This is a genomic window from Pseudomonas sp. S32, from assembly GCF_016648095.1.
Lineage (GTDB): Bacteria > Pseudomonadota > Gammaproteobacteria > Pseudomonadales > Pseudomonadaceae > Aquipseudomonas > Aquipseudomonas parafulva.
Genome location: NZ_JACVVF010000017.1, coordinates 1 through 21,631, shown reverse-complemented (window position 1 = coordinate 21,631; position 21,631 = coordinate 1). Strand labels below are relative to the sequence as shown.

Below are 21,631 nucleotides of genomic sequence, written 5' to 3'. Positions count from 1 at the left end.
TGCTCAGTGCTCCTGCCCGGTACGGAGGGCGGCCTGCTCGGCTGCGCGCCCGCGGGGGCCATGAAAGTACGCTTGGATCCAGCTGTCGGGGTGTTGCGCAACCTCTGCCAGTGGGCCCGCCACCAGCACCTTCTTCTGTGACAACACCGCGATGCGGTCAGTAATGGTGTAGAGGGTGTCCAGGTCGTGGGTAATCAGAAACACCGAAAGGCCCAGCGCGTCACGCAGGGTCAGGATGAGTTGGTCGAAGGCGGCTGCACCGATCGGGTCCAGGCCTGCGGTGGGTTCGTCAAGAAACAGGATGTCAGGGTCCAGCGCCAGGGCACGGGCCAGCGCCGCCCGCTTGATCATCCCCCCTGACAGCGATGCCGGGTACTTGTCGGCGGCCGAGATCGGCAGCCCGGCCAGGGCCAGCTTGACCCCGGCCAGGTGTTCGGCGTCGGGACGGGACAGGCCGGCATGCTCGATCAGCGGCAATGCCACGTTCTCGGTCAAGGTCAGCGAAGAGAACAGCGCGCCTTTCTGGAACAGCACGCCAAAACGCCTTTCAACGGCCGAGCGCTGTTCTTCACCCAGGCTGGCGAGGTCCTGGCCAAACACCCTCACCTGCCCTGCGTCGGGGCGGCGCAGGCCCACGATACTGCGCAGCAGCACCGACTTGCCGCTGCCCGAGCCACCGACCACGCCCAGGATTTCACCCCGATAAAGGTCGAGATCAAGGTTTTCGTGCACCACCTGTTGCCCGAAACGGTTGCAGATACCCCGGGCCTGGATGACGGTGTTGTCTGTGCTCACCAGCCCATCTCCATGAAATACAGTGCTGCAACGGCATCCAGTACGATCACCACGAAAATTGACTGCACCACCGCTGAAGTGGTGTGCGCGCCTACCGATTCGGCACTGCCGCTGACCTTGAAGCCTTCCAGGCAGCCGATGGCAGCAATCAGGAACGCGAAGAACGGTGCTTTCACCAAGCCTACCAGCAGGTGCTGCACGCCAATGTCGGTTTGCAGCAGCGACAGGAACATGGCCGGCGGAATATCCAGGGACAACGCGCACACCACGGCGCCACCGACCATGCCGCACAGCATGGCGACGAAGGTCAGCAGGGGTAATGAGATCAGCAGCGCCAGCACCCTGGGCAGCACCAGCAATTCGATGGGGTTGAGCCCCAGGGTGCGGATGGCGTCGATTTCCTCGTTGGCTTTCATCGAGCCGATTTGCGCTGTGAAGGCGCTGGCCGTGCGGCCGGCCATCAGGATGGCGGTAAGCAGCACGGCAAACTCGCGCAGGAATGAAAAAGCCACCAGGTCGACGGTGAAAATAGTGGCGCCGAAGTCTGCCAATACCGTGGCCCCGAGGAAGGCCACCACCGCCCCCACCAGAAACGTGAGCAGGGCCACGATGGGGGCAGCGTCCAGGCCAGTCTGCTCGATGTGCGCAACGACGGGTGTCCAGCGCCAGCGGTGGGGCTGCAGGGCCCGGCGCATCAGGGTTTGCAGGATTACACCAGCGAAGCCGAGCAGCTGCAGGGTATCCCGCCACAAAGTGCCCACCGCGCAGCCGATGCGTTCCAGCAGCATCAGCAGCGCATTGCGCTCAGGCTCCCTCACCGGGATGCAGTAGTTTTCGACCGAGGTATAGACGGTGTTCAGCAGTGCGCGGTTTGCCTCTGGCAACTGAGCCGTACAGCGGGCCAGGCGTTGCGCCCCCAGCAGCTCAGCCAGCAGCGAGGCGCCGGCAGTGTCCAGGCGGCCCAGCTGGCTAAGGTCGGCGACGGCATCGTCGCCGTACTGGGTGCGCAAGCTCTGGCTCTGGCGCCTGAGGTTGGCATAGTGCGCCAGCGTCCAGTCACCGGCGATGCGCAGGCAGGCCGGGTGGCTGGATGTATCGAGGGTGGCGCTGGGGGGTGACAACGGCTCCATGCTACAGGCTCTGCGCTAGGGCTCAGGGGCTGATCATAGCGCATGTGGGCGCCGGATCACCCGCCATTGCCTTATCCCGCCTGCGCGTCGTCCACTACCTTGAAGCGCAACACCCCGATCACCTGACCATCCTCGGTCAGCACCCTCACCTGCCACCTGCCCACCGGGTTGGGCGGGAAGTTCTGCTTGTGCGTCCAGGCCCGATAGCCTTCCTTGCGCCCGCCATGAATGTCCAGGGCAATGCGGTCCACTTCCTGCCCGTCCTTTTGCCATACGTGATAAATGCGCTCGTTCAGGCCGCGGGGCGCGTTGATGGCGGTATAGGCGTACAAGCCGCTGCTGCGGATACGGCTGGCGGCGATTTCATCCAGCGATTCGCCGGGCTGGCGGTTGATCACCTCGGTACTGACCGCAACCTCGGTCATCCACAGGGTGGCCGGGGGTACCCAGGAGCGCAGCAACCAGCCCCCGCCGCCCACCACCAGGGTCATGGCCACCAGGGCCAGGCCACGCCGCCAGCTGTTGATCGGAAAACTGCTGGCCAGGCTCGGGAACGAGAGCGCCATGGCAGCGATCAGCGCCAGCTTGAAGCTCTGCGCAGTGGTGAGGTGCATGATGATTGGCAGCGCGGTGAGCAGTGCCGCGAACAGGGTGAAGGTGTGCAGCGCCATGAACAGCCAGCGCCGGGGCGCGAGCCACCGGTAGTACAGCGGGTCGATGATGGAGATCAGCCCCGCCACACCCAGCAGGCCGGTGAACACCAGCTGGCCGCTGTTCCAGGTGGTGGTGATGAAGAAGAACGGGAGGACGAAGAACAGCGATTCCTGGTGGATCATCTGCGTGGCGTAACGCAGCAGCGGCTGGGGTATTTCACGCTTGAAGGTACGGGCGAACAGGCCGGTCAGGGTGTTTTCCAGCATCAGCCATACCCAGCTGACCAGCAACAGCACCGCTATCCAGCTGGCCAGGCCCGCCTGCCGGTCGACCAGGATGAAGCTGCCGATACCCGACAGAAAACCGCCCAGGGCAATGACGCCCGGGTAGCGTTTGAGCAGTTCGATGATGCGCTGGACGATCTGGGGTATTGGGGGCATTGAGGGCTACGACGCAAGAGTGAAGTGGCTGTACCAGGCCCATGACGCGCAAGCGACCGCAAGCCCGATACCGGCAAAAGAATACCGCCGATTCACCGCTGCCGTGTAGCACCACTGGGCTTGTGGGGCGCCTGCCGGCGCCAGCGCAGCAGGCCAGCCGCCAGTATCAGCCCGAGCACCAGAAACACCAGGCCATACAGCTCGTCGTAGCCGAGCAGCGGTTTTTCGATGCGGATATACCCGTCGCCCTTGAGCAGCTGCCTGAGGGCCTGGTTGGCTTGCTCGAGCGTGACATGGCGCAACTGGCGGGTGGGGCTTGCGAAGCGGCCATCGGTGTAGTCGTTCAGCGCCCCCCAGTAATAATCGGCCAGCGCGCTGTTGCCCTGGGTGCTCCAGCTTTCCCTGGCGATGCTGGCCTGCTTGATGCGGGCGAAGGTGTCTGCGTCCAGGCCGTCCTTGCGCAGGCGCTCGAACAGCGACTGCATCACATCAACGGCACGGCCGATGTCGTCACGCTCAAGGTCTGCATTGAGGCTGATCAGCCCGGTGTCGCCATAGCTTTCACGTTGTACTGAGGGGCCGTAGGACAGGCCGTTGCGCAAACGCAGTTGGTCGTACAACGCCCAGTCCAGGTAGCGCGACAGCAGGTCGAGGGTGGCCTGGTGATCGTTGTCTAGCACCGGCTCGATGAACAGCCAGTGGAGTTTGGCGCTATCACCCAGCCAGCCGTGCATCAGGTCGCGGCGCTGGTCTGCCTTGTGGCTGATGGTTTCCAGGTCGCGGCGTTCTTCGGGCTCGGTAGCCGGCAGTTCACCGAAGGTACGCTCCAGGTAGGCGGGCAGCAGGCGATCGAGGCCACCTACCATGATCAGCGTCATGTTGTTGGCCGCGTACCAGCGTTCGCGCAGCCCTTGTACCTGTTCCAGGGTCATGTCATCCAGGTTGGAACGCTCCGGGCACTTCAGGCCCAGTTCGGTGGCCAGTTGCTGGCTGGCAGGGTGGCCGATGTCCTGGCGGTCCAGCCAGCGCTGCAGATGACCGTAGTGGCCACCGTCCTCGCGCTCGATGATGCGTTTGGCGGTAGCCAGTGCCTTGGCATCAATGTGCGTGTCTTGCAGGATCGCCAGCAACAGGTCCAGCACCTTGCGCTGGTTGCGCGCCGGGGCTTCGATCACGAAGGTAGTGTCGGCATTGCTGGTGTAGGCATTCCACTCACCACCCAGCGCCTGCAGGCGCCGCTCCAGGCCACCCTCGCCTGCTTCGTCGATACCGCTGAACAGCAGGTGCTCAAGCAGGTGCGGCAGTTCATTCTGCTCGCAGCCGAAGTCGTCCAGGCCTACGCCTACCACCAGGCGGATCGACACATGATCCCGTTCGTAGCCGTCTTTCAGGATGACCTGCAGGCCGTTGGGCAACAGATAACCTTCCACTCGCGAACGGTCCAGGGCAAACGAAGGCAGGCTGCAGATCAGCAGGCAGATGAACATCAGGCAACGCATGGGCGAGCTAGGGTCCTCGGGTCGGCACAATCATGGCAGAGGGGCTTCGTCCGGCACGCTGTCGAGCATCAGCCCGCCCGTGTCCGAGCCGCCCAGTACCACATAGGCACTGCTACAGAACAAAGAGTTCAAACGCTTCATGTCCGCAATCAGTTCCAGGTGCAGTGAGCTGGTTTCGATACTTTGCACCACCTTGCGTTGCAGGCGGCTGACATGGGCGTGAGCCAGGCGACGTTCCTGGGCGCGAAAACGGCGCTTTTCCCGCAGCAGCAGGCGGGCGCTTTCGGGGTCTGCGCTGAGGAACACCGAGAGGCCCAGGCGCAGGTTGGCCAGCAGCTGTTCCTGCAGGCCGGTCAGCTCTTCCAGGCCTGTTTGCGAGAAGGCGCGGCGCTGGCTGGTCTTTTGCTGCTGCACCTTGCGCAACATGCGTTCAACCAGGTCGCAGGCCAGTTTCAGGTTGATCGCCAGCTCGATGATCTCGGCCCAGCGGCGGTTGTCATGCTCGCTGAGGTCTTCGCGGGCCATCTGCGCCAGGTACAGCTTGATGGCGCTGTACAGGGCTTCTGCATCTTCGCCCAACGCCCGCACCTGTTGCGGCAAGGCAGCCTGGGTACCGCGCAGTGCACCCAGCATGGCTTCGAGCAGGTTATCGACGATATCGCCCAGGCGCAGGGTTTCGCGTGCGGCATTGGCCAAGGCCAGGCTAGGGGTTTCCAGCGCCGAGGCGTCGAGGTGGCGTGGGCGTATCTGGCCATTGCTGGCTTCGCGTTCTGGCAACAAGCTGTTGCACAGCCGGCCCATGGGCTTGACGGTAGGCAGCATGATCAAGCAGCGCAGGGTGTTGTAGAGCAGGTGGAAGCCGATGACCAGCTCCTGGGGGCTGAAGCTCAGCGAGTCCATCCAGCCTACCAGTGGGTGCAGCACCGGGATGATCAGCACCAGGCCAATGAGTTTGTACAGCAGGCTGCCCAGTGCTACCCGGCGCCCGGCCGCGTTCTGCATGCTGGTGCTGATGAAGGCCAGCAGGCCGCTGCCGATGTTGGCCCCGACCACCAGGCCGATCGCCACCGGCAGGCTGATCACCTCGGCACCGGCCAGGGTGGCGGTGAGCAGCACCGCCGCCAGGCTGGAGTAGGACACCATGGCAAACATGGCACCTACCAGGGCATCGAGCAGGATATCCCCAGTGAGCGAGGCGAACAGCACCTTCACCCCTTGGGCGTGGGTAATGGGCGCGGCGGCTTGCACGATCAGTTGCAGCGCAAGAATGATCAGGCCCAGGCCGATGCCCACCCGGCCAAGCTGGCCGGCGCGGGTCTGCTTGCGCGACAGGAAAAAGATCACGCCCAGGAAGATGAGCAGCGGCGACAGCCACGACAGGTCGAAGGTGAGCACCCGGGCCATCAGCGCCGTGCCCACGTCTGCCCCGAGCATGATCGCCAGTGCCGGGGTCATGGCCATCAGGCCTTGGCCCACGAACGAGGTCACCAGCATGGCAGTGGCGTTGCTGCTTTGCACCACGGCTGTCACCAGAATGCCGGCAATGAACGCCAGTGGTCGCTTGTCCATGTTCTGGCCGATGATGCGCCGCAAGTCGGAACCGAACACCCGAAGGATGCCGGTACGCACGATGTGCGTGCCCCACACCAGAAGTGTGACTGCCGAGAGCAGGTTGAGCAGGGTCAGCATGGCGGGAACCCCCTGTTGCACTGGCCATTGGGCCAGAAGACGAAGCGCGGGCACGTGGAAATTTCCGTTGCCCACTCAAAGCTTTAGTTGTTTTGTGCAGCGATCGCCAGCTTCGCATGGCAGTCATCATTTTGAAACATTTATGCCATGGGGCGGGCTGCCCAAAAAAGAAAAGGGCCTTGAAAGGCCCTTTGGGGTTTGCAGCTTCCTGGGTTTATTGACCCGGGATGTCCTTGCGCAGTTTCACCGGGTCGTGATCCTTGCCGGCTTTGCGGGCAACGGCGGTGCGCATGCGGATGTTGATGGCTTCCACTGCCAGCGAGAACGCCATGGCGAAGTACACATAGCCCTTGGGTACATGCACGTCGAATGCTTCGGCAATCAGCACGGTGCCCACCACGATCAGGAACGACAAGGCGAGCATCTTCAACGAAGGGTGCTTGTCGATGAAGTCGCTGATGGCGCCGGCGCAGGCCATCATCACCAGTACGGCGACCACGATGGCGGCGATCATGACCGGTACGTGCGAAACCATGCCCACTGCGGTGATGACCGAGTCCAGCGAGAAGACGATGTCGATGATCGCGATCTGGATGATGGTGTAGAAGAACTTGCCGCCCGAGCCCTTGGGCTCCTCGGCGTTTTCATCTTCGCCTTCCAGGCCGTGGTAGATCTCCTGGGAGCTTTTCCACAGCAGGAACAGGCCACCGAAGAACAGGATCAGGTCACGCCCGGAAATGCCCTGACCCAGGACCACGAACAGGTCGTTGGTGAGGCGCATCACCCAGGTGATGGATAGCAGCAGCATGATGCGGGTGACCATAGCCAGGGCCAGGCCGAAGATCCGAGTGCGCGGCTGCATGTGCTTGGGCATGCGGCTGACCAGGATCGAGATCATGATGATGTTGTCGATCCCCAGCACGATTTCAAGTGCGGTAAGGGTGAAAAAGGCAACCCAGATTTCCGGGCTGGTCAGCCATTCCATGTGTTTTCCTTCAAGCGGTAAAGGCCGCACGCCAGGCGTGCGGCAAGGGAGAATGCGAGTGTATTAAAGACTACTGAACAGCGGAAAGATGCCCATCAAGAGCGCGGCAAACATTATGCACAGGCATACCAGCACCGCCCACTTGAGCGTAAAGCGCTGATGGTCGCCGAACTCGATGCCGGCCAGGGCCACCAGCAGGTAGGTGGAGGGTACCAGGGGGCTGAGCAGGTGCACGGGCTGGCCGACGATTGACGCTCGGGCCATTTCGACCGGGGTGATGCCGTAATGGCTGGCGGCTTCGGCCAGCACGGGCAGCACGCCGTAGTAGAACGCATCGTTGGACATGAAGAAGGTGAACGGCATGCTGACGATGGCTGTGATGACCGCAAGGTAGGGGCCCAGCGCTTCGGGGATGACCGCCAGCAGGCTCTTGGACATGGCATCGACCATGCCGGTGCCCGACAGGATGCCGGTGAAAATGCCGGCTGCGAAGATCAGCCCGGTCACTGCCAGTACGCTGCCGGCGTGGGCGGCGATGCGGTCCTTCTGTTGCTGCAGGCACGGGTAGTTGACGATCATGGCGATGCTGAAGGCGATCATGAACAGCACGGGCAACGGCAGTACACCGGCAATCAGTGCCACCATCAGGGCGGCGGTCAGGGCGCCGTTGAAGTACAGCAGCTTGGGGCGCCGGGCTTCCGGGTACTGCGACACGCTGATTTCGCTGTGGTCGATATCGTCAGTGGGCAGGTGCAGCTCACCCAGGCGAGCCCGCTCGCGCTTGCCGTAGAGGTAGGCGATACCCAGGATGGCCACCACACCAAACAACATGGCGGGGATCATCGGGACGAAGATGTCCGAAGGGTCGACGTGCAGTGCGCTGGCTGCACGTGCAGTCGGCCCGCCCCACGGGGTCATGTTCATTACGCCGCCGGCCAGGATGGTCAGGCCGGCCATGATCCGCGGGCTCATGCCCAGGCGGCTGTACATGGGCAGCATGGCCGCGCAGCAGATCATGTAGGTGGTAGCGCCGTCACCGTCCAGCGAAACCACCAGGGCCAGCACGGCGGTACCCACCGACACTTTCAGCGGGTCGCCTTTGACCAGTTTGAGGATCTTGCGCACGGCCGGGTCGAACAGGCCGGAGTCGATCATCAGGGCGAAATACAAGATGGCGAACATCAGCATCACGCCGGTGGGCGCGAGTTTGCTGATGCCTTCTAGCATCATGGGGCCGATCTTGCTGGCAAAACCGCCGAACATGGCGAACAGGATGGGTACCAGAATCAGTGCGATCAAGGCCGAGAGGCGCTTGGTCATGATCAGGTACATGAAGGTGATGACCATGGCAAAGCCAAGGAAAGTCAGCATGGCAGTACTCCAGGCGAGGCGCGAAAGTTAAGGCGATTCGGGCGGGTCAGCGCGTAGGGCGCTGTGCATGGAGCTGCAGGATGTGGGCTACGACGAGTCGGGCACGGAAAGGCATCGGGGTCACCATTGTTGTTGTTGGATTGCGCCGGGCGCGGTATTCCGTGCCCTGGCTGACCGGTCTGTGCCGGCAATGGGGGCTATCCTAGGTGGGCAAGCTTTCAGCCAGCTTTCGCTGCAACAAAGTCGACAGGAGGTTATGCATGGGTGATATGACGGAAGGGGGCTGCCATTGCGGCGCCCTGCGCTACCGGCTGGAGGGCGATTTGTCAGATGTCGCCCACTGCCATTGCTCCATTTGCCGACGGGTCAGTGGCGGGCTGGTGGTGACCTGGGTCACGCTGCCCCGCTCGGGCTTCAGCTGGTTGCAGGGGGTGCCGAGCTGCTATGTGGCACCGGCCAGTTGCAGCCGCTATTTTTGCGGGCGCTGCGGTGCTCATCTGGCGCTGGTGACTTCGCACAGCCCTGACACGGTGGATGTAACGGTCGCGACGCTGGACCAGCCGGAGCGGGTGCGGGCCAATCGGCATATCTGGGTGGGTAGCCGGGTGCCTTGGTTGCACCTGGACGAGCATTTGCCTTCGGAGTTTGGCGAAAGGTTATAGGCTGTATGGCCAGCTCAATCACAACTGCAGGCCACCCGCTGCCTTGTGCAGCGCCCGCAGGTGCTCGCCGATCTGTTTTACGTTGGCTTCAACTGCAGCAATCTGCTTGGCCCTCGACGGCTCCAGCAGCGCCCTCACCTCCTGGTCAAGGCTGGTGCTCAGCCGCAACAGCTGCGCCTGGCGTTCGCGGCTGACTGTTTCCAGGTGCTTGCGCTCCTCAGGTTGAGGCAGCCCGTACCCGGTTGAATCCAGCAGTTCGGCCGGCCGGCTCAGGAAGCCACTGTTGGCGAGCATCTGCTTGAGGGTGGCGTCAGCCTTGTCGATGCTACCGTCCTTGAGCGCCGCGGCATTGAGGTAGCGTTGCTTGACTTCATCCTGGGCCAGCAGCAATTGCCGCCGCAGGCCAGCCTGTTCCAGCAGCAGCAACGCGGCGCTGGTGCGCAGGTCAGCCTTGGCGAACCAGCTGCGGCGTTGCTCGGCATCCAGCGCCAGCCAGTCTTCCACTGCTTTCTGTTCGACCGGCAGTTGCTTCTTCAGCACCTCGAACATGGCCTGGTAGCGGTCCCGGTAAGAATCGAAGCGGTAACCCAGCCGCAGCGCTTCGCGGGGGTTGTCGAGCACGCGGGTATCGGCCAGCCCGCGGCCGCTGAGCACGGCCAGCAGGCCGTTCGGCATGATGCTGTCGAGGTCGTTGAGCTTGGGGTTGGCAGTGCCGCTGCGTAACAGCTTCAACGACTCCACCGCACAATTGTTCGACAGGAACCAGTAATTGCCGTCGTAGCTCCAGTGCATTTCCGCCGCCTGGCGCACCAGGTTTTCGATCTCTTCCCGGTTGAGCTTGAGCGGTACGGAAGCCAGGCTGCGCAGCTCGGTCTTGGTGTACTCGTCGATCACTTGGCCCAGGGGCAGTACGAACAGCCGTGACGGATACACCCCCACCAGGCCATCCCAGCTGGACAACTGCACGTCATTGACGAATGCGCGGTACGAGAGCACCAGGCTCTGGTCCAGGTCCAGCCGGCAGTCCGGGCCCCGTGGGCGGCCTGGCTTGCAGATGACCAGGCGTAACATGCTGTGCCCCCAGCGGCTGACCAGGTTCTGATTGGCTTCGGCCAGCAGGAAGTCCACTTCGTACACACGCTCGGGGTCCACTTCACCCAGTGGCTGGCGGGCGAAGTCGCTGCCGGCGTTGATGAACGGCAGGGTTTTGGCGCAGGTGTCCTGAGGGGGCGCCCAGCCGAAATGCTCGCGCAGGTACTGGTTGAGCGCCGGGCGGCGGCAGCCATAGCTCGGGTCGAGGAGGAAGTACTCCATGTTGACCGCGATGTATTCCTTCGGGGTGCTCAGTTCGTAACTGTCGGGGCTGCGCACGAACTGGCCATTGTGCTGCTCACGCTCGCCGCGCCGGCCTACGTATTGCTGCCAGCCGGCCAGGTCGAGCAGGCGCGGGTCGTCGCTGAGGGTGAAGCGGCGCTCGGCCTGGCCGCGGCACTGGCCGGGCAAGCCCACTTTGCCCAGGGTGCCTTGCTGGCGCTTGCAGCGCGCGATCAGCGACTGCTCCTGGCTGGGCCACAGCCGGGCGCGGTCGTAGATATGGGTGAGTTCATGCAGCACGGTGGCCAGCAGCTCTGCGCGCACGGTGCCATGAGGGCGCTGCGTAGGCTCAGTTGCCGCGCTGCCGTCGGCAAGGCTGGGTAGCAGGCGCCGGTTGAGTTCGAGGGTGGACACCGGGGAAGCCTGGCCGTAGGCGTTGGCCGGCATGTGGTCGCTCCAGCCGACCTGAACAGTGCGGTCAAGCCGCTGCTTGAACAGAGGTGGCAGTTTGGCCATGGCCTCGTCGAGCAGCCTCTGGCTGGCCTCTACCTGTTGCGCGTCGAGGCCGGCCACCTGCAGCTCAAGCTGCAGGTCTGCCAGTGCGGGCGTGCCGGTCAGCGTCAGGGCGCAGCCGAGCAACCAGACACGCACGTTGTTCACAGCGCGAGAATGGCTTCGGCCAGCACCTGGTCGCTGGCGTCACGTGCCTGCGGCACGCGTTCGCGCAATGTGTCGAAGGCGGCTTCAAGCTGGGCCCCGCGGATGTCGCCGTTGCTGGCGACAAAGCTGGCGGCGTCGTCATGGGCTTCACGCACCACTTTCGAGTCGCGGATGGAGGTGGTGGTATCGGACGTGAAGTCAATCGAGCGGCCAAAGGCACGCACGATGATGTTGCTGGTGGCCACCAGGGTCTGTGCCTGAGCCAGGTCGGCCAGCAACAGCATGCCGAGGGTCGCGGCAATCAGCGGTTTGCGCATGGAGCATCTCCGAAAATACAGGGAGTGAGGGGTAGTTATTGGACGAGGATAGCCTGCGCCAGTTCCAGGTCACTGGCGCCACGGCACGTACAATCGCGCCTTAATGATGCCAACGCGGCTTCCAGCCATGCACCCCGCAGCTGCCCTCCACTGGCCACGAAGGCTGCAGCGTCATCGCGCGCCTCTAGCACCAGTTTGCGGTCGAACGGCGCGCTGGTGACCTGGCTGGTGACATAGCCAGAAATCACCAACCCCTGGGTGGTGGTATCCATGGCGTGGGCTGCCGCGATACTGGCGAGCCACAACAACGGCAGCAACAAATAGCGCATGGTTGAACGAGGCAGTCGGGGCTTGCTCAGAGCGCGAGGATAGCCTGGGCCAGTTGTGCGTCACTGGCTTGCAGGGCTGGCATTTGTGAGCGGATGTGCAGCAACGCGCTTTCCAGCTTGGCGCCACGAATATCACCTTGGCTGGCGACGAAGCTGGCGGCGTCGTCACGCGCCGCTTGCACCACTTTGTCGTCGCGCAGCGACGAGGTGGCGTCGGAGGTGGCATCGGTGGAGGCCGCTACCGCGCCGACCACACTGTCGGTGGTCACGATGAAGCTGCTGGCCTGTGCAGTGCCGGCCAGGCTCAGCATCAAGGCAGCGCCAATCAGATAGTTACGGTGCATGTAGGGAAACTCCTGGCTTGGGTCGTAATGCTACTGGGACGTTAAGATGGCGGTTTTGGACACCCATAAAGGTGGGTTCTACCAGACTGTTGGCCGAAGCGTATCACGCGTAGGTGTATCAGAATGTTAAACACAGCCGTTGGCAACAACTGTACCTGTCTCATGCAATGCAAGGGAAATTGTACTGGTACGAGACTGGCGTCGCTATTCACACCAACAAAAAACCCGCCGCAGTGGCCTGCGGCGGGTTTAGGAAATTCGTGGTGCCAGCCTGGCTGGCAACCCAGCGCTTAGCGCCAGAAAGGCTTGCTGAGCTCTTCGTAACGCTGCGACTCACTGATACCGGCATCCGCCAGCAGGCGGGCGTCCAGGCGAGCCAGTTGACGACGGCTGGCCATGCGGCGCTGCCACAACAGCAGGGTGGAGGCTACACGCAGAGGCAGGGAGGCCTGGGATTGCTGAGCTTCGCTTTCAAAAACCAGACCGGAACTGAGGGTACGTTCCATGATGATCATCCTTCCGCTTATGGCGGCATTAGATAGTGATTTAACTGATGCCAATGATCCTCCCCTCTTGTCCATAACAGTAGATACAGTTCCTTCAAAAGATAATGGGCCAGTTAACTGTGTAACGGTACTGTTGCACCCGAAAGCAGCCTAACTGTACTGGTATGCCTCATTTTGGTGCGTCTTAGCGGTTTTTTCGGGTGATCAGGCTTAGAGATGAAGGTTTAACCAGTACAGTAGTACAGTTTATTTTGGTAATGCCTGGCAGTTTGTAGCAGGCAAAGAAAAAGGGCCGCATCGCGGCCCTCGATTGTGTTGCACAAGCAGGCGGGTTGCCGGTCAGCTGGCCAACATGCGCCCCGTTTCTTCCAGGTTTTCATGCCAGCTGAGTGCCTCGCGCAGGATATGCGGGGTATGCCCACCTCGCTCGCATGCCCTGTAGAAGTAGTCGTTCAGCGCGGCGCGGTAGTCTGGGTGCACACAGTTATCGATGATCACCCGCGCCCGCTCCCGCGGCGCCAGGCCTCGCAAGTCGGCCAGGCCTTGTTCAGTGACCAGGATGTCGACATCGTGCTCGGTGTGGTCCACGTGGCTGACCATGGGTACGACGCTGGAGATGGCACCCCCTTTGGCAATCGATTTGGTCACGAATACCGACAAATGCGCATTTCGCGCGAAATCGCCCGAGCCACCAATGCCGTTCATCATGCGCGTACCGCACACGTGGGTGGAGTTGACGTTACCGTAGATGTCGAACTCCAGCGCGGTGTTGATCCCGATGATACCCAGGCGGCGCACCACTTCCGGGTGGTTGGAGATTTCCTGCGGGCGCAGTACCAGCTTGTCCTTGTATTGCTCCAGGTTGCCGAACACGTCAGCGTTGCGGCGCGAGGACAAGGTGATCGAACTGCCAGAGGCGAAACGCAGCTTGCCCGCATCGATCAGGTCGAAGGTGGAGTCCTGCAGCACCTCGGAATACATGGTCAGTTCTTCGAATGGCGACTCGATCAGGCCGCACATCACTGCGTTGGCGATGCTGCCGATACCGGCCTGCAACGGGCCCAGCCGGTTGGTCAGGCGCCCCGCCGCCACTTCTTTCTTGAAGAAGTTGATCAGGTGGTCGGCGATGCCCTGGGTTTCGCCATCGGGCGGCAACACGGTGGAGGGCGAGTCCGGCTGGTCGCTGATGACGATACCAACGATCTTGGCCGGGTCGATGGGGATAGCGGTGCTACCAATACGGTCGTCCACCTTCACCAGTGGGATCGGTGTACGGGTGGGGCGGTAGGTTGGGATATAGATGTCGTGCAAACCCTCGAGGTTGGGGTTGTGCGACAGGTTGATCTCGATGATCACCTGCTTGGCGAAAATCGCGAAGCTGGCCGAGTTGCCCACCGACGTCGTAGGTACAATGTGGCCTTGTTCAGTGATCGCCACCGCCTCGATGACCGCGATGTCGGGCAGCTTGAGCTGCTGGTTGCGCAGTTGCTCCACCGTTTCGGACAGGTGCTGGTCGATGAACATCACCTTGCCGTCGTTGATGGCCTTGCGCAGTGTGCTGTCCACCTGGAACGGCATACGGCGCGCGAGCACGCCGGCCTCGGTCAACTGCTTGTCCAGGTCGTTGCCCAGGCTGGCGCCGGTCATCAGGCTGATTTTCAGCGGGGTCAGCTTGGCGCGCTCGGCCAGTGCGTGGGGAACGGCCTTGGCTTCACCGGCGCGGGTGAAGCCGCTCATGCCGACGGTCATGCCGTCCTCGATCAGGCCAGCGGCATCAGCCGCACTCATTACCTTGCTGTGCAGGGAGGACAAGCGGATACGATCACGGTACATGGATTGTTATCTCGGGCTACTAAGCTACTGCAGCGCAGTCTAGTGTTTTCGCCCGTTGCCGTCCCGCGACCATGGTCGTATGACCCTGCAGGGTTGGCTGCCGTTGATCCGGATCAAAAAAGCAGAGCCCCGTTGGATCAGGCCGGGGCTCTGCTTAATATAGGCCGATGCAGCAGCAGTGGTTACTCCACAGCCTTGACCATGTCCTCGATGACCTTCTTGGCGTCACCAAACACCATCATGGTCTTGTCGAGGTAGAACAGTTCGTTATCCAGCCCCGCATAGCCGCTGGCCATGGAGCGCTTGTTGACGATGATGGTCTTGGCCTTGAAGGCTTCGAGGATGGGCATGCCGGCGATCGGTGACTTGGGGTCGTTCTTGGCAGCCGGGTTGACCACGTCGTTGGCGCCCAGCACCAGCACCACGTCGGCCTGGCCGAACTCGGCGTTGATGTCTTCCATTTCGAACACCTGGTCGTAGGGTACCTCTGCCTCGGCCAGCAGCACGTTCATGTGGCCGGGCATACGCCCTGCTACCGGGTGAATCGCATACTTCACCGTCACCCCGTTGTGGGTCAGCTTCTCGGTCAGCTCCTTTAATGCATGCTGGGCGCGGGCCACTGCAAGGCCGTAACCTGGCACGATGATCACGCTGTCGGCGTTGCTGAGCAGGAAGGTGGCGTCATCGGCAGAACCCGACTTCACCGGGCGCTGCTCCTTCGAGCCCTGTGCCGCACCCGCATCTGTATCCCCACCAAAGCCGCCGAGGATCACATTGAAGAACGAGCGGTTCATGGCTTTGCACATGATGTACGACAGAATCGCACCCGACGAACCGACCAGCGAGCCCGCAATGATCAGCATCGAGTTGTTCAGCGAGAAGCCGATACCGGCAGCCGCCCAGCCCGAGTAGCTGTTGAGCATTGATACCACCACCGGCATGTCTGCCCCGCCGATCGGAATGATGATCAGCACGCCCATCACGAACGCCAGGGCCAGCATGAGGGTGAAGGCGCTGTAGTGGCCGGTGAACGTGAACAGCAGGCCCAGGGCGATGGTGGTCAGGCCCAGGATGAGGTTCAGCTTGTGCTGCCCGGCAAACTGCACCGGCGCACCCTGGAACAGGCGGAACTTGTATTTGCCCGACAGTTTGCCAAACGCGATCACCGAACCGGAGAAGGTAATGGCACCAATTGCTGCGCCCAAGAACAGTTCCAGCCGGTTGCCCGTGGGGATCGGGTCGCTGATGGCGGCGACAATGCCCATGGACTGGGGTTCGAGTACCGCAGCAATGGCGATGAACACTGCCGCAAGGCCGATCATGCTGTGCATGAAGGCGACCAGCTCCGGCATCTTGGTCATCTCGACGCGCTTGGCCATGATCGAACCGGCCGTACCACCGACCAGCAGGCCGACAAGCACGTAGCCGATGCCGGCAGTAGCGAGCTCGGCACCCAGCTTATAGATGAGGCCAACCGTGGTGAGGATGGCGATCCCCATGCCGATCATGCCGAACAGGTTGCCGCGCCGTGACGTGGTGGGGTGCGACAGGCCTTTGAGTGCCTGGATGAAGCACACCGAGGCAACCAGGTACAGAAGCGTTACCAGATTCATGCTCATGCTGACTTCTGCCCCTCGTTCTTGGTTTTTTTCTTGAACATCTCAAGCATGCGCCGGGTGACCAGAAAGCCACCGAAGACGTTGACTGCCGCAAGCGCCACGGCCAGGGTGCCCATCACCTTGCCGGCGGGGGTTACGGTCAGTGCCGCAGCCAGCATCGCGCCGACGATGACGATGGCAGAAATGGCGTTGGTAACCGCCATCAGTGGGGTGTGCAGCGCTGGGGTAACGTTCCACACCACGTGGTAGCCCACGTAGATGGCCAGCACGAAAATGATGAGGTTGTAGATGCCATGGGAAATCAGCATGTCTTCCATTGTCGTGCTCCTCAGCCGTTCTTGCGGACGATCTGCCCGTCGCGGCACATGAGGCAGGCCGCGACGATGTCGTCTTCCAGGTTAATGGTCAGCGCGCCGTCCTTGTCGAACAGCAGCTTCATGAAGTCCAGCAGGTTGCGGGCATACAATGCCGAGGCGTCGGCGGCTACCTGCGCGGGGAGGTTGGTCGGCCCGACGATGGTTACGCCGTGCGCCTGCACCACCTGATCTGCGACGGTCAGTGGGCAGTTGCCGCCCTGCGCGGCTGCCAGGTCGATCACCACCGAGCCAGGTTTCATTTGGGCAACGGTCTCGGCACTGAGCAAGGTAGGCGCCTTGCGGCCCGGGATGAGCGCCGTGGTAATGACGATATCTGCCTGCTTGGCGCGCTCGTGCACAGCCTGTGCCTGGCGTTGCATCCAGCTGGCCGGCATTGGGCGTGCGTAGCCGCCTACCCCTTCGGCGCACTCGCGCTCTTCGTCGGTCTCATAGGGCACGTCGATGAATTTGCCACCCAGCGACTCGATCTGCTCCTTTACTGCGGGGCGTACGTCGGAGGCTTCGATCACGGCACCCAGCCGCTTGGCTGTGGCAATGGCCTGCAAGCCGGCAACACCGGCACCCAGAATCAGCACGCGCGCGGCCTTGACGGTGCCGGCCGCGGTCATGAGCATCGGCATGAAGCGCGGGTAGTGCTGCGCTGCCAACAGCACGGCCTTGTAGCCTGCGATGTTGGCCTGGGACGACAGCACGTCCAGGCTTTGAGCGCGTGAGGTACGTGGCGCTGCTTCAAGGGCGAAGGCAGTGACGCCGTGCTCGGCCATTCGGGCGATCAGCTCGCTGTTGAACGGGTTGAGCATGCCCACCAGCAAGGTGCCAGGCTTGACCTGCGCCAGCTCCTGGTCGTTTGGCGCGACCACCTTGAGCACCAGTTGCGCGCCGTAGGCATCAGTTGCGCTGCCCAGGGCCGCACCCACCGCTTCGAAGGCACTGTCGGGAATGCTGGCATTGAGCCCTGCCCCGCGCTGCACCGTGACCTGATGGCCTTGGCCAATGAGTTTCTTGATGGTTTCCGGGGTCGCAGCGACCCTGGCCTCACCGGCCTGCGTTTCGAGAGGAACACCTATGTGCACGACATTTCTCCTGCGGTGACCTTTTGTCTTTGTAAATGCCAGCACACTTCGGGTGGTGTGCTGGGGCGGCTATCGAGCCCCAACCCGCCGAATCCTGGGCGGGCGAAGCATTTTGCAGACGAACCTCAGGCCCTACAAGCCATTCTGGAGCGAAACCATCGTAAAACTACAAGTCACCCTGTGACTGCATGTCGCAGTGCATCTCACGCAGCCCTGCAAATTCGGGCATTCGGCAGATTAGGCGAAAAAACAGAATAAAATCTGCATAATTCGTGTTTGGAAAGGTGAATGTCGCAAAATTACGCTTCAAAACGTGCTGTGACGGGGCTGGTGACCATTTTGGTGCAGCTCATGAAAATTAATCAAGTGCGACATATATTTATATCTGTAGGCTTTGGATAAAGCTGACTACGGGGTCAGTTAGCGCTGGCTGTCTTTATATACGCGTGTGACTGCTCGGTGAGCCAGTCACGGAAGGCAACCAGGGATGCCGACTGAACCTTGCGCTCCGGAATCATCAGATAGTAGGCCTTGTGGCTGCTCAGAACATGCCTGTTAGCGACCACCAACCTACCCTCCTCCAACTCTCGCTGGATCAGAAATGGAGGGATCAGGGCGATGCCCATCTGGTGGATGGCCGCCTGCGAGAGCATTGAAAACAGTTCGTAGCGAGGCCCGGTCATGTCCCCCTCCACGCTTAGCCCTGCGCTGGCGAACCATTGGCGCCAGGCGTACGGGCGTGTGCTCTGCTGCAGTAGTGGCAGTTCGGCAATACGCTGTGCCTCCAGGGCCGGCAGCCCGCGCAGCAGCGCAGGGCTGCACACGGGTACCGGGTTCTCTCCCATCAGCCTGTGGGCCTGGGTACCAGACCAGTCGCCATCGCCAAAATACACGGCAGCGTCGAAGGGCGTATCGGCGAACAGAAACGGCCGGGTGCGGTTGGTGAGGTTGACGGTGACGTCGGGGTGGCGTTGCTGGAAATCCTTCAGCCGGGGTAATAGCCATTGCGTGCCGAAGGTGGGCACTACGGCCAGCTCGATGACGTTGGCGCCCTGCTGGCGCATTACCGACAGCGTGTCGCGCTCTACCGCGTCCAGCTGGGCTGCAACCTGCCGGCTATAAGAAAGCCCTGCTTCAGTCAGCTTCACACCTCGGCGTGATCGCCTGAACAGTTCCACATTAAGGAACACTTCCAGCCCGCCTACCTGGCGACAGACTGCGCCCTGGGTCAGGGAAAGCTCCTGGGCTGCCTTGGTGAAGCTTTCGTGGCGGGCCGATGCCTCGAAGCAGATCAGGGCTGTGGTACTGGGAATTTTGCGCCGCATGCTTATCCCTCACTTGGTAGGCGGTGAAGCTGGGCTTCAACAGGTTTACGAAGTGAGAAATTATCACTGATTGGTGCGTAATCGTCGTTTGTGGTGCGTGCCGTTGCGGCCTAGGATCAATGCATACCGAACTGTTGCCGCATTCGAGGAATACGCTCATGGCCCCCAAGGCAAGCTTCAACTGGATCGACCCGCTGCTGCTGGACCAGCAGCTCACTGAAGAAGAGCGCATGGTGCGTGACAGCGCTTATCAGTTTGCCCAGGACAAGCTCGCGCCGCGGGTCCTCGAGGCCTTCCGCCACGAGAAGACTGACCCGGCAATCTTCCGCGAGATGGGTGAGGTTGGGCTGCTGGGGGCGACCATCCCCGAGCAGTACGGCGGCAGTGGCCTGAATTATGTGTGCTACGGCCTTATCGCCCGTGAGGTGGAGCGCATCGACTCCGGCTACCGCTCGATGATGAGTGTGCAGTCCTCGCTGGTCATGGTGCCGATCAATGAGTTTGGTACCGAGGGGCAGAAGCAGAAGTACCTGCCGAAGCTGGCCAGTGGTGAGTGGATTGGCTGCTTCGGCCTCACCGAGCCCAATCACGGTTCCGACCCAGGTTCGATGATCACCCGTGCCCGTAAGGTTGAAGGCGGTTATCGCCTTACCGGCAGCAAGATGTGGATCACCAACAGCCCTATCGCTGATGTGTTCGTGGTATGGGCCAAGGACGATGCGGGTGACATCCGTGGCTTTGTGCTCGAGAAGGGCTGGCAGGGCCTGAGCGCGCCAGCGATCCATGGCAAGGTGGGGCTGCGTGCGTCGATCACTGGCGAAATCGTCATGGACAACGTGTTCGTCCCCGAGGACAACATCTTCCCCGAAGTGCGCGGCCTCAAAGGGCCCTTCACCTGCCTGAACTCAGCCCGGTATGGCATCTCCTGGGGTGCGCTGGGTGCTGCGGAGGCCTGCTGGCACACGGCACGTCAATACACCCTGGACCGTCAGCAGTTCGGCCGCCCGCTCGCCGCCAACCAGCTTATCCAGAAGAAGCTGGCCGACATGCAGACCGAAATCACCCTGGCCCTTCAGGGCTGCCTGCGCTTGGGGCGTATGAAGGATGAGGGCACGGCGGCGGTAGAGATTACGTCCATCATGAAGCGTAATTCGTGTGGCAAGGCATTGGACATCGCCCGTATGGCGCGGGACATGCTGGGGGGTAACGGCATTTCCGATGAGTTTGGTGTAGCGCGTCATCTGGTGAACCTGGAAGTGGTCAATACCTATGAAGGTACCCACGACGTGCATGCGCTGATTCTGGGGCGTGCCCAGACGGGTATCCAGGCCTTCTATTGATCTGCTTATAAGGAGCCGGCCCATGGGCGCGCTATCACATCTGCGGGTGCTGGACCTTTCGCGCGTGCTGGCCGGGCCTTGGTCCGGGCAGATCCTCGCGGACCTGGGGGCCGACGTGATCAAGGTGGAGCGCCCCGGGTCTGGGGACGATACCCGCGCCTGGGGGCCGCCTTTCCTCAAGAACGCTGAAGGCGATAATACCAGTGAGGCTGCCTACTACCTGTCGGCCAACCGTAACAAGCGCTCGGTAACCATCGACTTCACCCAGCCAGAGGGCCAGCGCCTGGTGCGTGAGCTGGCGGCCACCTGCGATATTGTCATCGAGAACTTCAAGGTGGGTGGCCTGGCGGCCTATGGGCTGGACTATGAGGGCCTGCAGGCGGTCAACCCCAGGCTTATCTATTGCTCGATTACCGGGTTCGGCCAGACAGGCCCTTATGCCAAGCGCGCTGGTTATGACTTCATGATTCAGGGGCTGGGTGGCCTCATGAGCCTCACGGGGCGCCCGGCGGGGGAAGCCGGTGAAGGGCCGGTGAAGGTGGGCGTAGCGCTTACCGATATCCTTACCGGGCTGTATTCGACCGTTGCCATGCTTGCTGCCTTGTCGCACCGGGAGCAGACAGGTATCGGCCAGCACATAGATATGGCACTGCTGGACGTGCAGGTGGCCTGCCTGGCGAACCAAGCCATGAACTACCTGACCACGGGTAACCCACCGCGGCGTCTGGGCAATGCGCACCCTAATATAGTGCCGTACCAGGATTTCCCTACCGCAGATGGTGACTTCATCCTGACGGTGGGTAACGACAGCCAGTTCCGCAAGTTCGCTGAGGTGGCCGGGCAGCCGCAGTGGGCGGACGATGCGCGGTTCGCCACCAACAAGCTGCGCGTGGCCAACAGGGCGCAACTGATCCCGTTGATCAGGCAGGCCACCGTGTTCAAGACCACGGCGCAGTGGGTGAGCCAGCTGGAGGCTGCTGGTGTGCCATGCGGGCCGATCAACGACCTGGCCCAGGTGTTCCAGGACCCGCAGGTACTGGCTCGAGGCCTGGCCGTCAGCATGCCGCACCCACTGGGTGGCAGCGTACCGCAAGTGGCAAGCCCCATACGGCTGTCGCAAACCCCGGTTGAGTATCGGCGTGCGCCGCCGTTACTGGGTGAACATACCGATGCGGTCTTGGCTGAAGTGCTGGGGCTGGACGCCGCTCAATTGAAGCGGCTGAGAGATACAGGGGTCATATGAAGGCTTGTACATGCCCCATTTCAACTTATTGAAATAAACGGTTGACGCCCTCTCGAATCCCCTTATAATGCGCCACACTTCCAGCGACAACGGAACGCAAAACTCCTTGAGATTCAATGAGTTAAG

Annotated in this window: 20 protein-coding genes; 3 read left to right on the top strand and 17 right to left on the bottom strand. The window is 61.9% G+C overall.

Features of this window, described 5'->3' with window-relative positions; all coding sequences use genetic code 11:
• Positions 1-3: 3 nt before the first annotated feature.
• The 7 genes from IAE38_RS11630 to IAE38_RS11600 all read right to left on the bottom strand — a co-directional run bounded on the left by IAE38_RS11630 (position 4) and on the right by IAE38_RS11600 (position 8,563).
• Complete coding sequence (locus IAE38_RS11630; protein WP_201217668.1) at positions 4-795, bottom strand: ABC transporter ATP-binding protein; 792 nt, start codon at positions 793-795, stop codon at positions 4-6.
• Positions 792-1,925: an ABC transporter permease gene (locus IAE38_RS11625; RefSeq protein WP_201217667.1), complete on the bottom strand. Its 1,134-nt coding sequence runs from the start codon at positions 1,923-1,925 to the stop codon at positions 792-794. Before IAE38_RS11625 ends, IAE38_RS11630 begins: the two co-directional genes overlap by 4 nt.
• Positions 1,926-1,996: 71 nt before the next feature.
• Positions 1,997-3,019 (bottom strand): DUF5924 family protein, encoded by a 1,023-nt coding sequence (locus IAE38_RS11620; protein ID WP_201217665.1) that lies wholly within the window; start codon positions 3,017-3,019, stop codon positions 1,997-1,999.
• A gap of 92 nt (positions 3,020-3,111) precedes the next feature.
• Complete coding sequence (locus IAE38_RS11615; RefSeq protein ID WP_201217663.1) at positions 3,112-4,518, bottom strand: M16 family metallopeptidase; 1,407 nt, start codon at positions 4,516-4,518, stop codon at positions 3,112-3,114.
• Positions 4,519-4,548: 30 nt separating this feature from the next.
• Positions 4,549-6,207, bottom strand: a complete 1,659-nt coding sequence (locus IAE38_RS11610; RefSeq protein ID WP_201217661.1) for a Na/Pi cotransporter family protein — start codon at positions 6,205-6,207, stop codon at positions 4,549-4,551.
• Positions 6,208-6,421: 214 nt separating this feature from the next.
• A complete protein-coding gene (locus tag IAE38_RS11605) occupies positions 6,422-7,192 on the bottom strand; it encodes a TerC family protein (RefSeq protein ID WP_028633099.1) in 771 nt (256 codons plus the stop codon).
• A 63-nt stretch (positions 7,193-7,255) separates the two neighbouring features.
• Positions 7,256-8,563, bottom strand: a complete 1,308-nt coding sequence (locus IAE38_RS11600) for a CitMHS family transporter (protein ID WP_028633098.1) — start codon at positions 8,561-8,563, stop codon at positions 7,256-7,258.
• 260 nt (positions 8,564-8,823) lie between these two features.
• On the opposite strand from IAE38_RS11600, the gene IAE38_RS11595 reads away from it, so the two are divergent.
• Positions 8,824-9,225, top strand: a complete 402-nt coding sequence (locus IAE38_RS11595) for a GFA family protein (protein ID WP_201217659.1) — start codon at positions 8,824-8,826, stop codon at positions 9,223-9,225.
• Positions 9,226-9,243: 18 nt separating this feature from the next.
• On the opposite strand, the gene IAE38_RS11590 is transcribed toward IAE38_RS11595, so the two are convergent.
• From IAE38_RS11590 to IAE38_RS11545, 10 genes are all read right to left on the bottom strand, one after another.
• Positions 9,244-11,199: a DUF7844 domain-containing protein gene (locus IAE38_RS11590; protein WP_201217657.1), complete on the bottom strand. Its 1,956-nt coding sequence runs from the start codon at positions 11,197-11,199 to the stop codon at positions 9,244-9,246.
• Positions 11,196-11,516, bottom strand: a complete 321-nt coding sequence (locus tag IAE38_RS11585; protein ID WP_028633095.1) for a DUF2388 domain-containing protein — start codon at positions 11,514-11,516, stop codon at positions 11,196-11,198. Before IAE38_RS11585 ends, IAE38_RS11590 begins: the two co-directional genes overlap by 4 nt.
• Positions 11,517-11,551: 35 nt before the next feature.
• Positions 11,552-11,845, bottom strand: a complete 294-nt coding sequence (locus IAE38_RS11580; RefSeq protein ID WP_028633094.1) for a DUF2388 domain-containing protein — start codon at positions 11,843-11,845, stop codon at positions 11,552-11,554.
• A gap of 26 nt (positions 11,846-11,871) precedes the next feature.
• Positions 11,872-12,189, bottom strand: coding sequence for a DUF2388 domain-containing protein (locus tag IAE38_RS11575; RefSeq protein WP_201217656.1), 318 nt, complete (start codon positions 12,187-12,189; stop codon positions 11,872-11,874).
• A 290-nt stretch (positions 12,190-12,479) separates the two neighbouring features.
• A complete protein-coding gene (locus tag IAE38_RS11570) occupies positions 12,480-12,695 on the bottom strand; it encodes a DUF1127 domain-containing protein (protein WP_201217654.1) in 216 nt (71 codons plus the stop codon).
• Between the two features lie 339 nt (positions 12,696-13,034).
• Positions 13,035-14,528 (bottom strand): acetyl-CoA hydrolase/transferase family protein, encoded by a 1,494-nt coding sequence (locus IAE38_RS11565; protein WP_201217653.1) that lies wholly within the window; start codon positions 14,526-14,528, stop codon positions 13,035-13,037.
• 182 nt (positions 14,529-14,710) lie between these two features.
• Positions 14,711-16,147, bottom strand: coding sequence for an NAD(P)(+) transhydrogenase (Re/Si-specific) subunit beta (locus tag IAE38_RS11560; RefSeq protein WP_028633090.1), 1,437 nt, complete (start codon positions 16,145-16,147; stop codon positions 14,711-14,713).
• The gene (locus tag IAE38_RS11555) at positions 16,144-16,464 is read right to left on the bottom strand and encodes an NAD(P) transhydrogenase subunit alpha (RefSeq protein WP_028633089.1); all 321 of its coding nucleotides are present in this window, start codon (positions 16,462-16,464) and stop codon (positions 16,144-16,146) included. Before IAE38_RS11555 ends, IAE38_RS11560 begins: the two co-directional genes overlap by 4 nt.
• Positions 16,465-16,475: 11 nt before the next feature.
• Complete coding sequence (locus IAE38_RS11550; RefSeq protein ID WP_201163386.1) at positions 16,476-17,597, bottom strand: Re/Si-specific NAD(P)(+) transhydrogenase subunit alpha; 1,122 nt, start codon at positions 17,595-17,597, stop codon at positions 16,476-16,478.
• 416 nt (positions 17,598-18,013) lie between these two features.
• Positions 18,014-18,922: a LysR substrate-binding domain-containing protein gene (locus IAE38_RS11545; RefSeq protein ID WP_201217652.1), complete on the bottom strand. Its 909-nt coding sequence runs from the start codon at positions 18,920-18,922 to the stop codon at positions 18,014-18,016.
• A gap of 158 nt (positions 18,923-19,080) precedes the next feature.
• Here IAE38_RS11545 and IAE38_RS11540 point away from each other — a divergent pair, with 158 nt between their 5' ends.
• Both IAE38_RS11540 and IAE38_RS11535 read left to right on the top strand, forming a co-directional pair.
• The gene (locus tag IAE38_RS11540) at positions 19,081-20,262 is read left to right on the top strand and encodes an acyl-CoA dehydrogenase (protein WP_201217651.1); all 1,182 of its coding nucleotides are present in this window, start codon (positions 19,081-19,083) and stop codon (positions 20,260-20,262) included.
• Between the two features lie 22 nt (positions 20,263-20,284).
• Positions 20,285-21,505, top strand: a complete 1,221-nt coding sequence (locus IAE38_RS11535; RefSeq protein WP_201217650.1) for a CaiB/BaiF CoA transferase family protein — start codon at positions 20,285-20,287, stop codon at positions 21,503-21,505.
• Positions 21,506-21,631: the final 126 nt, after the last annotated feature.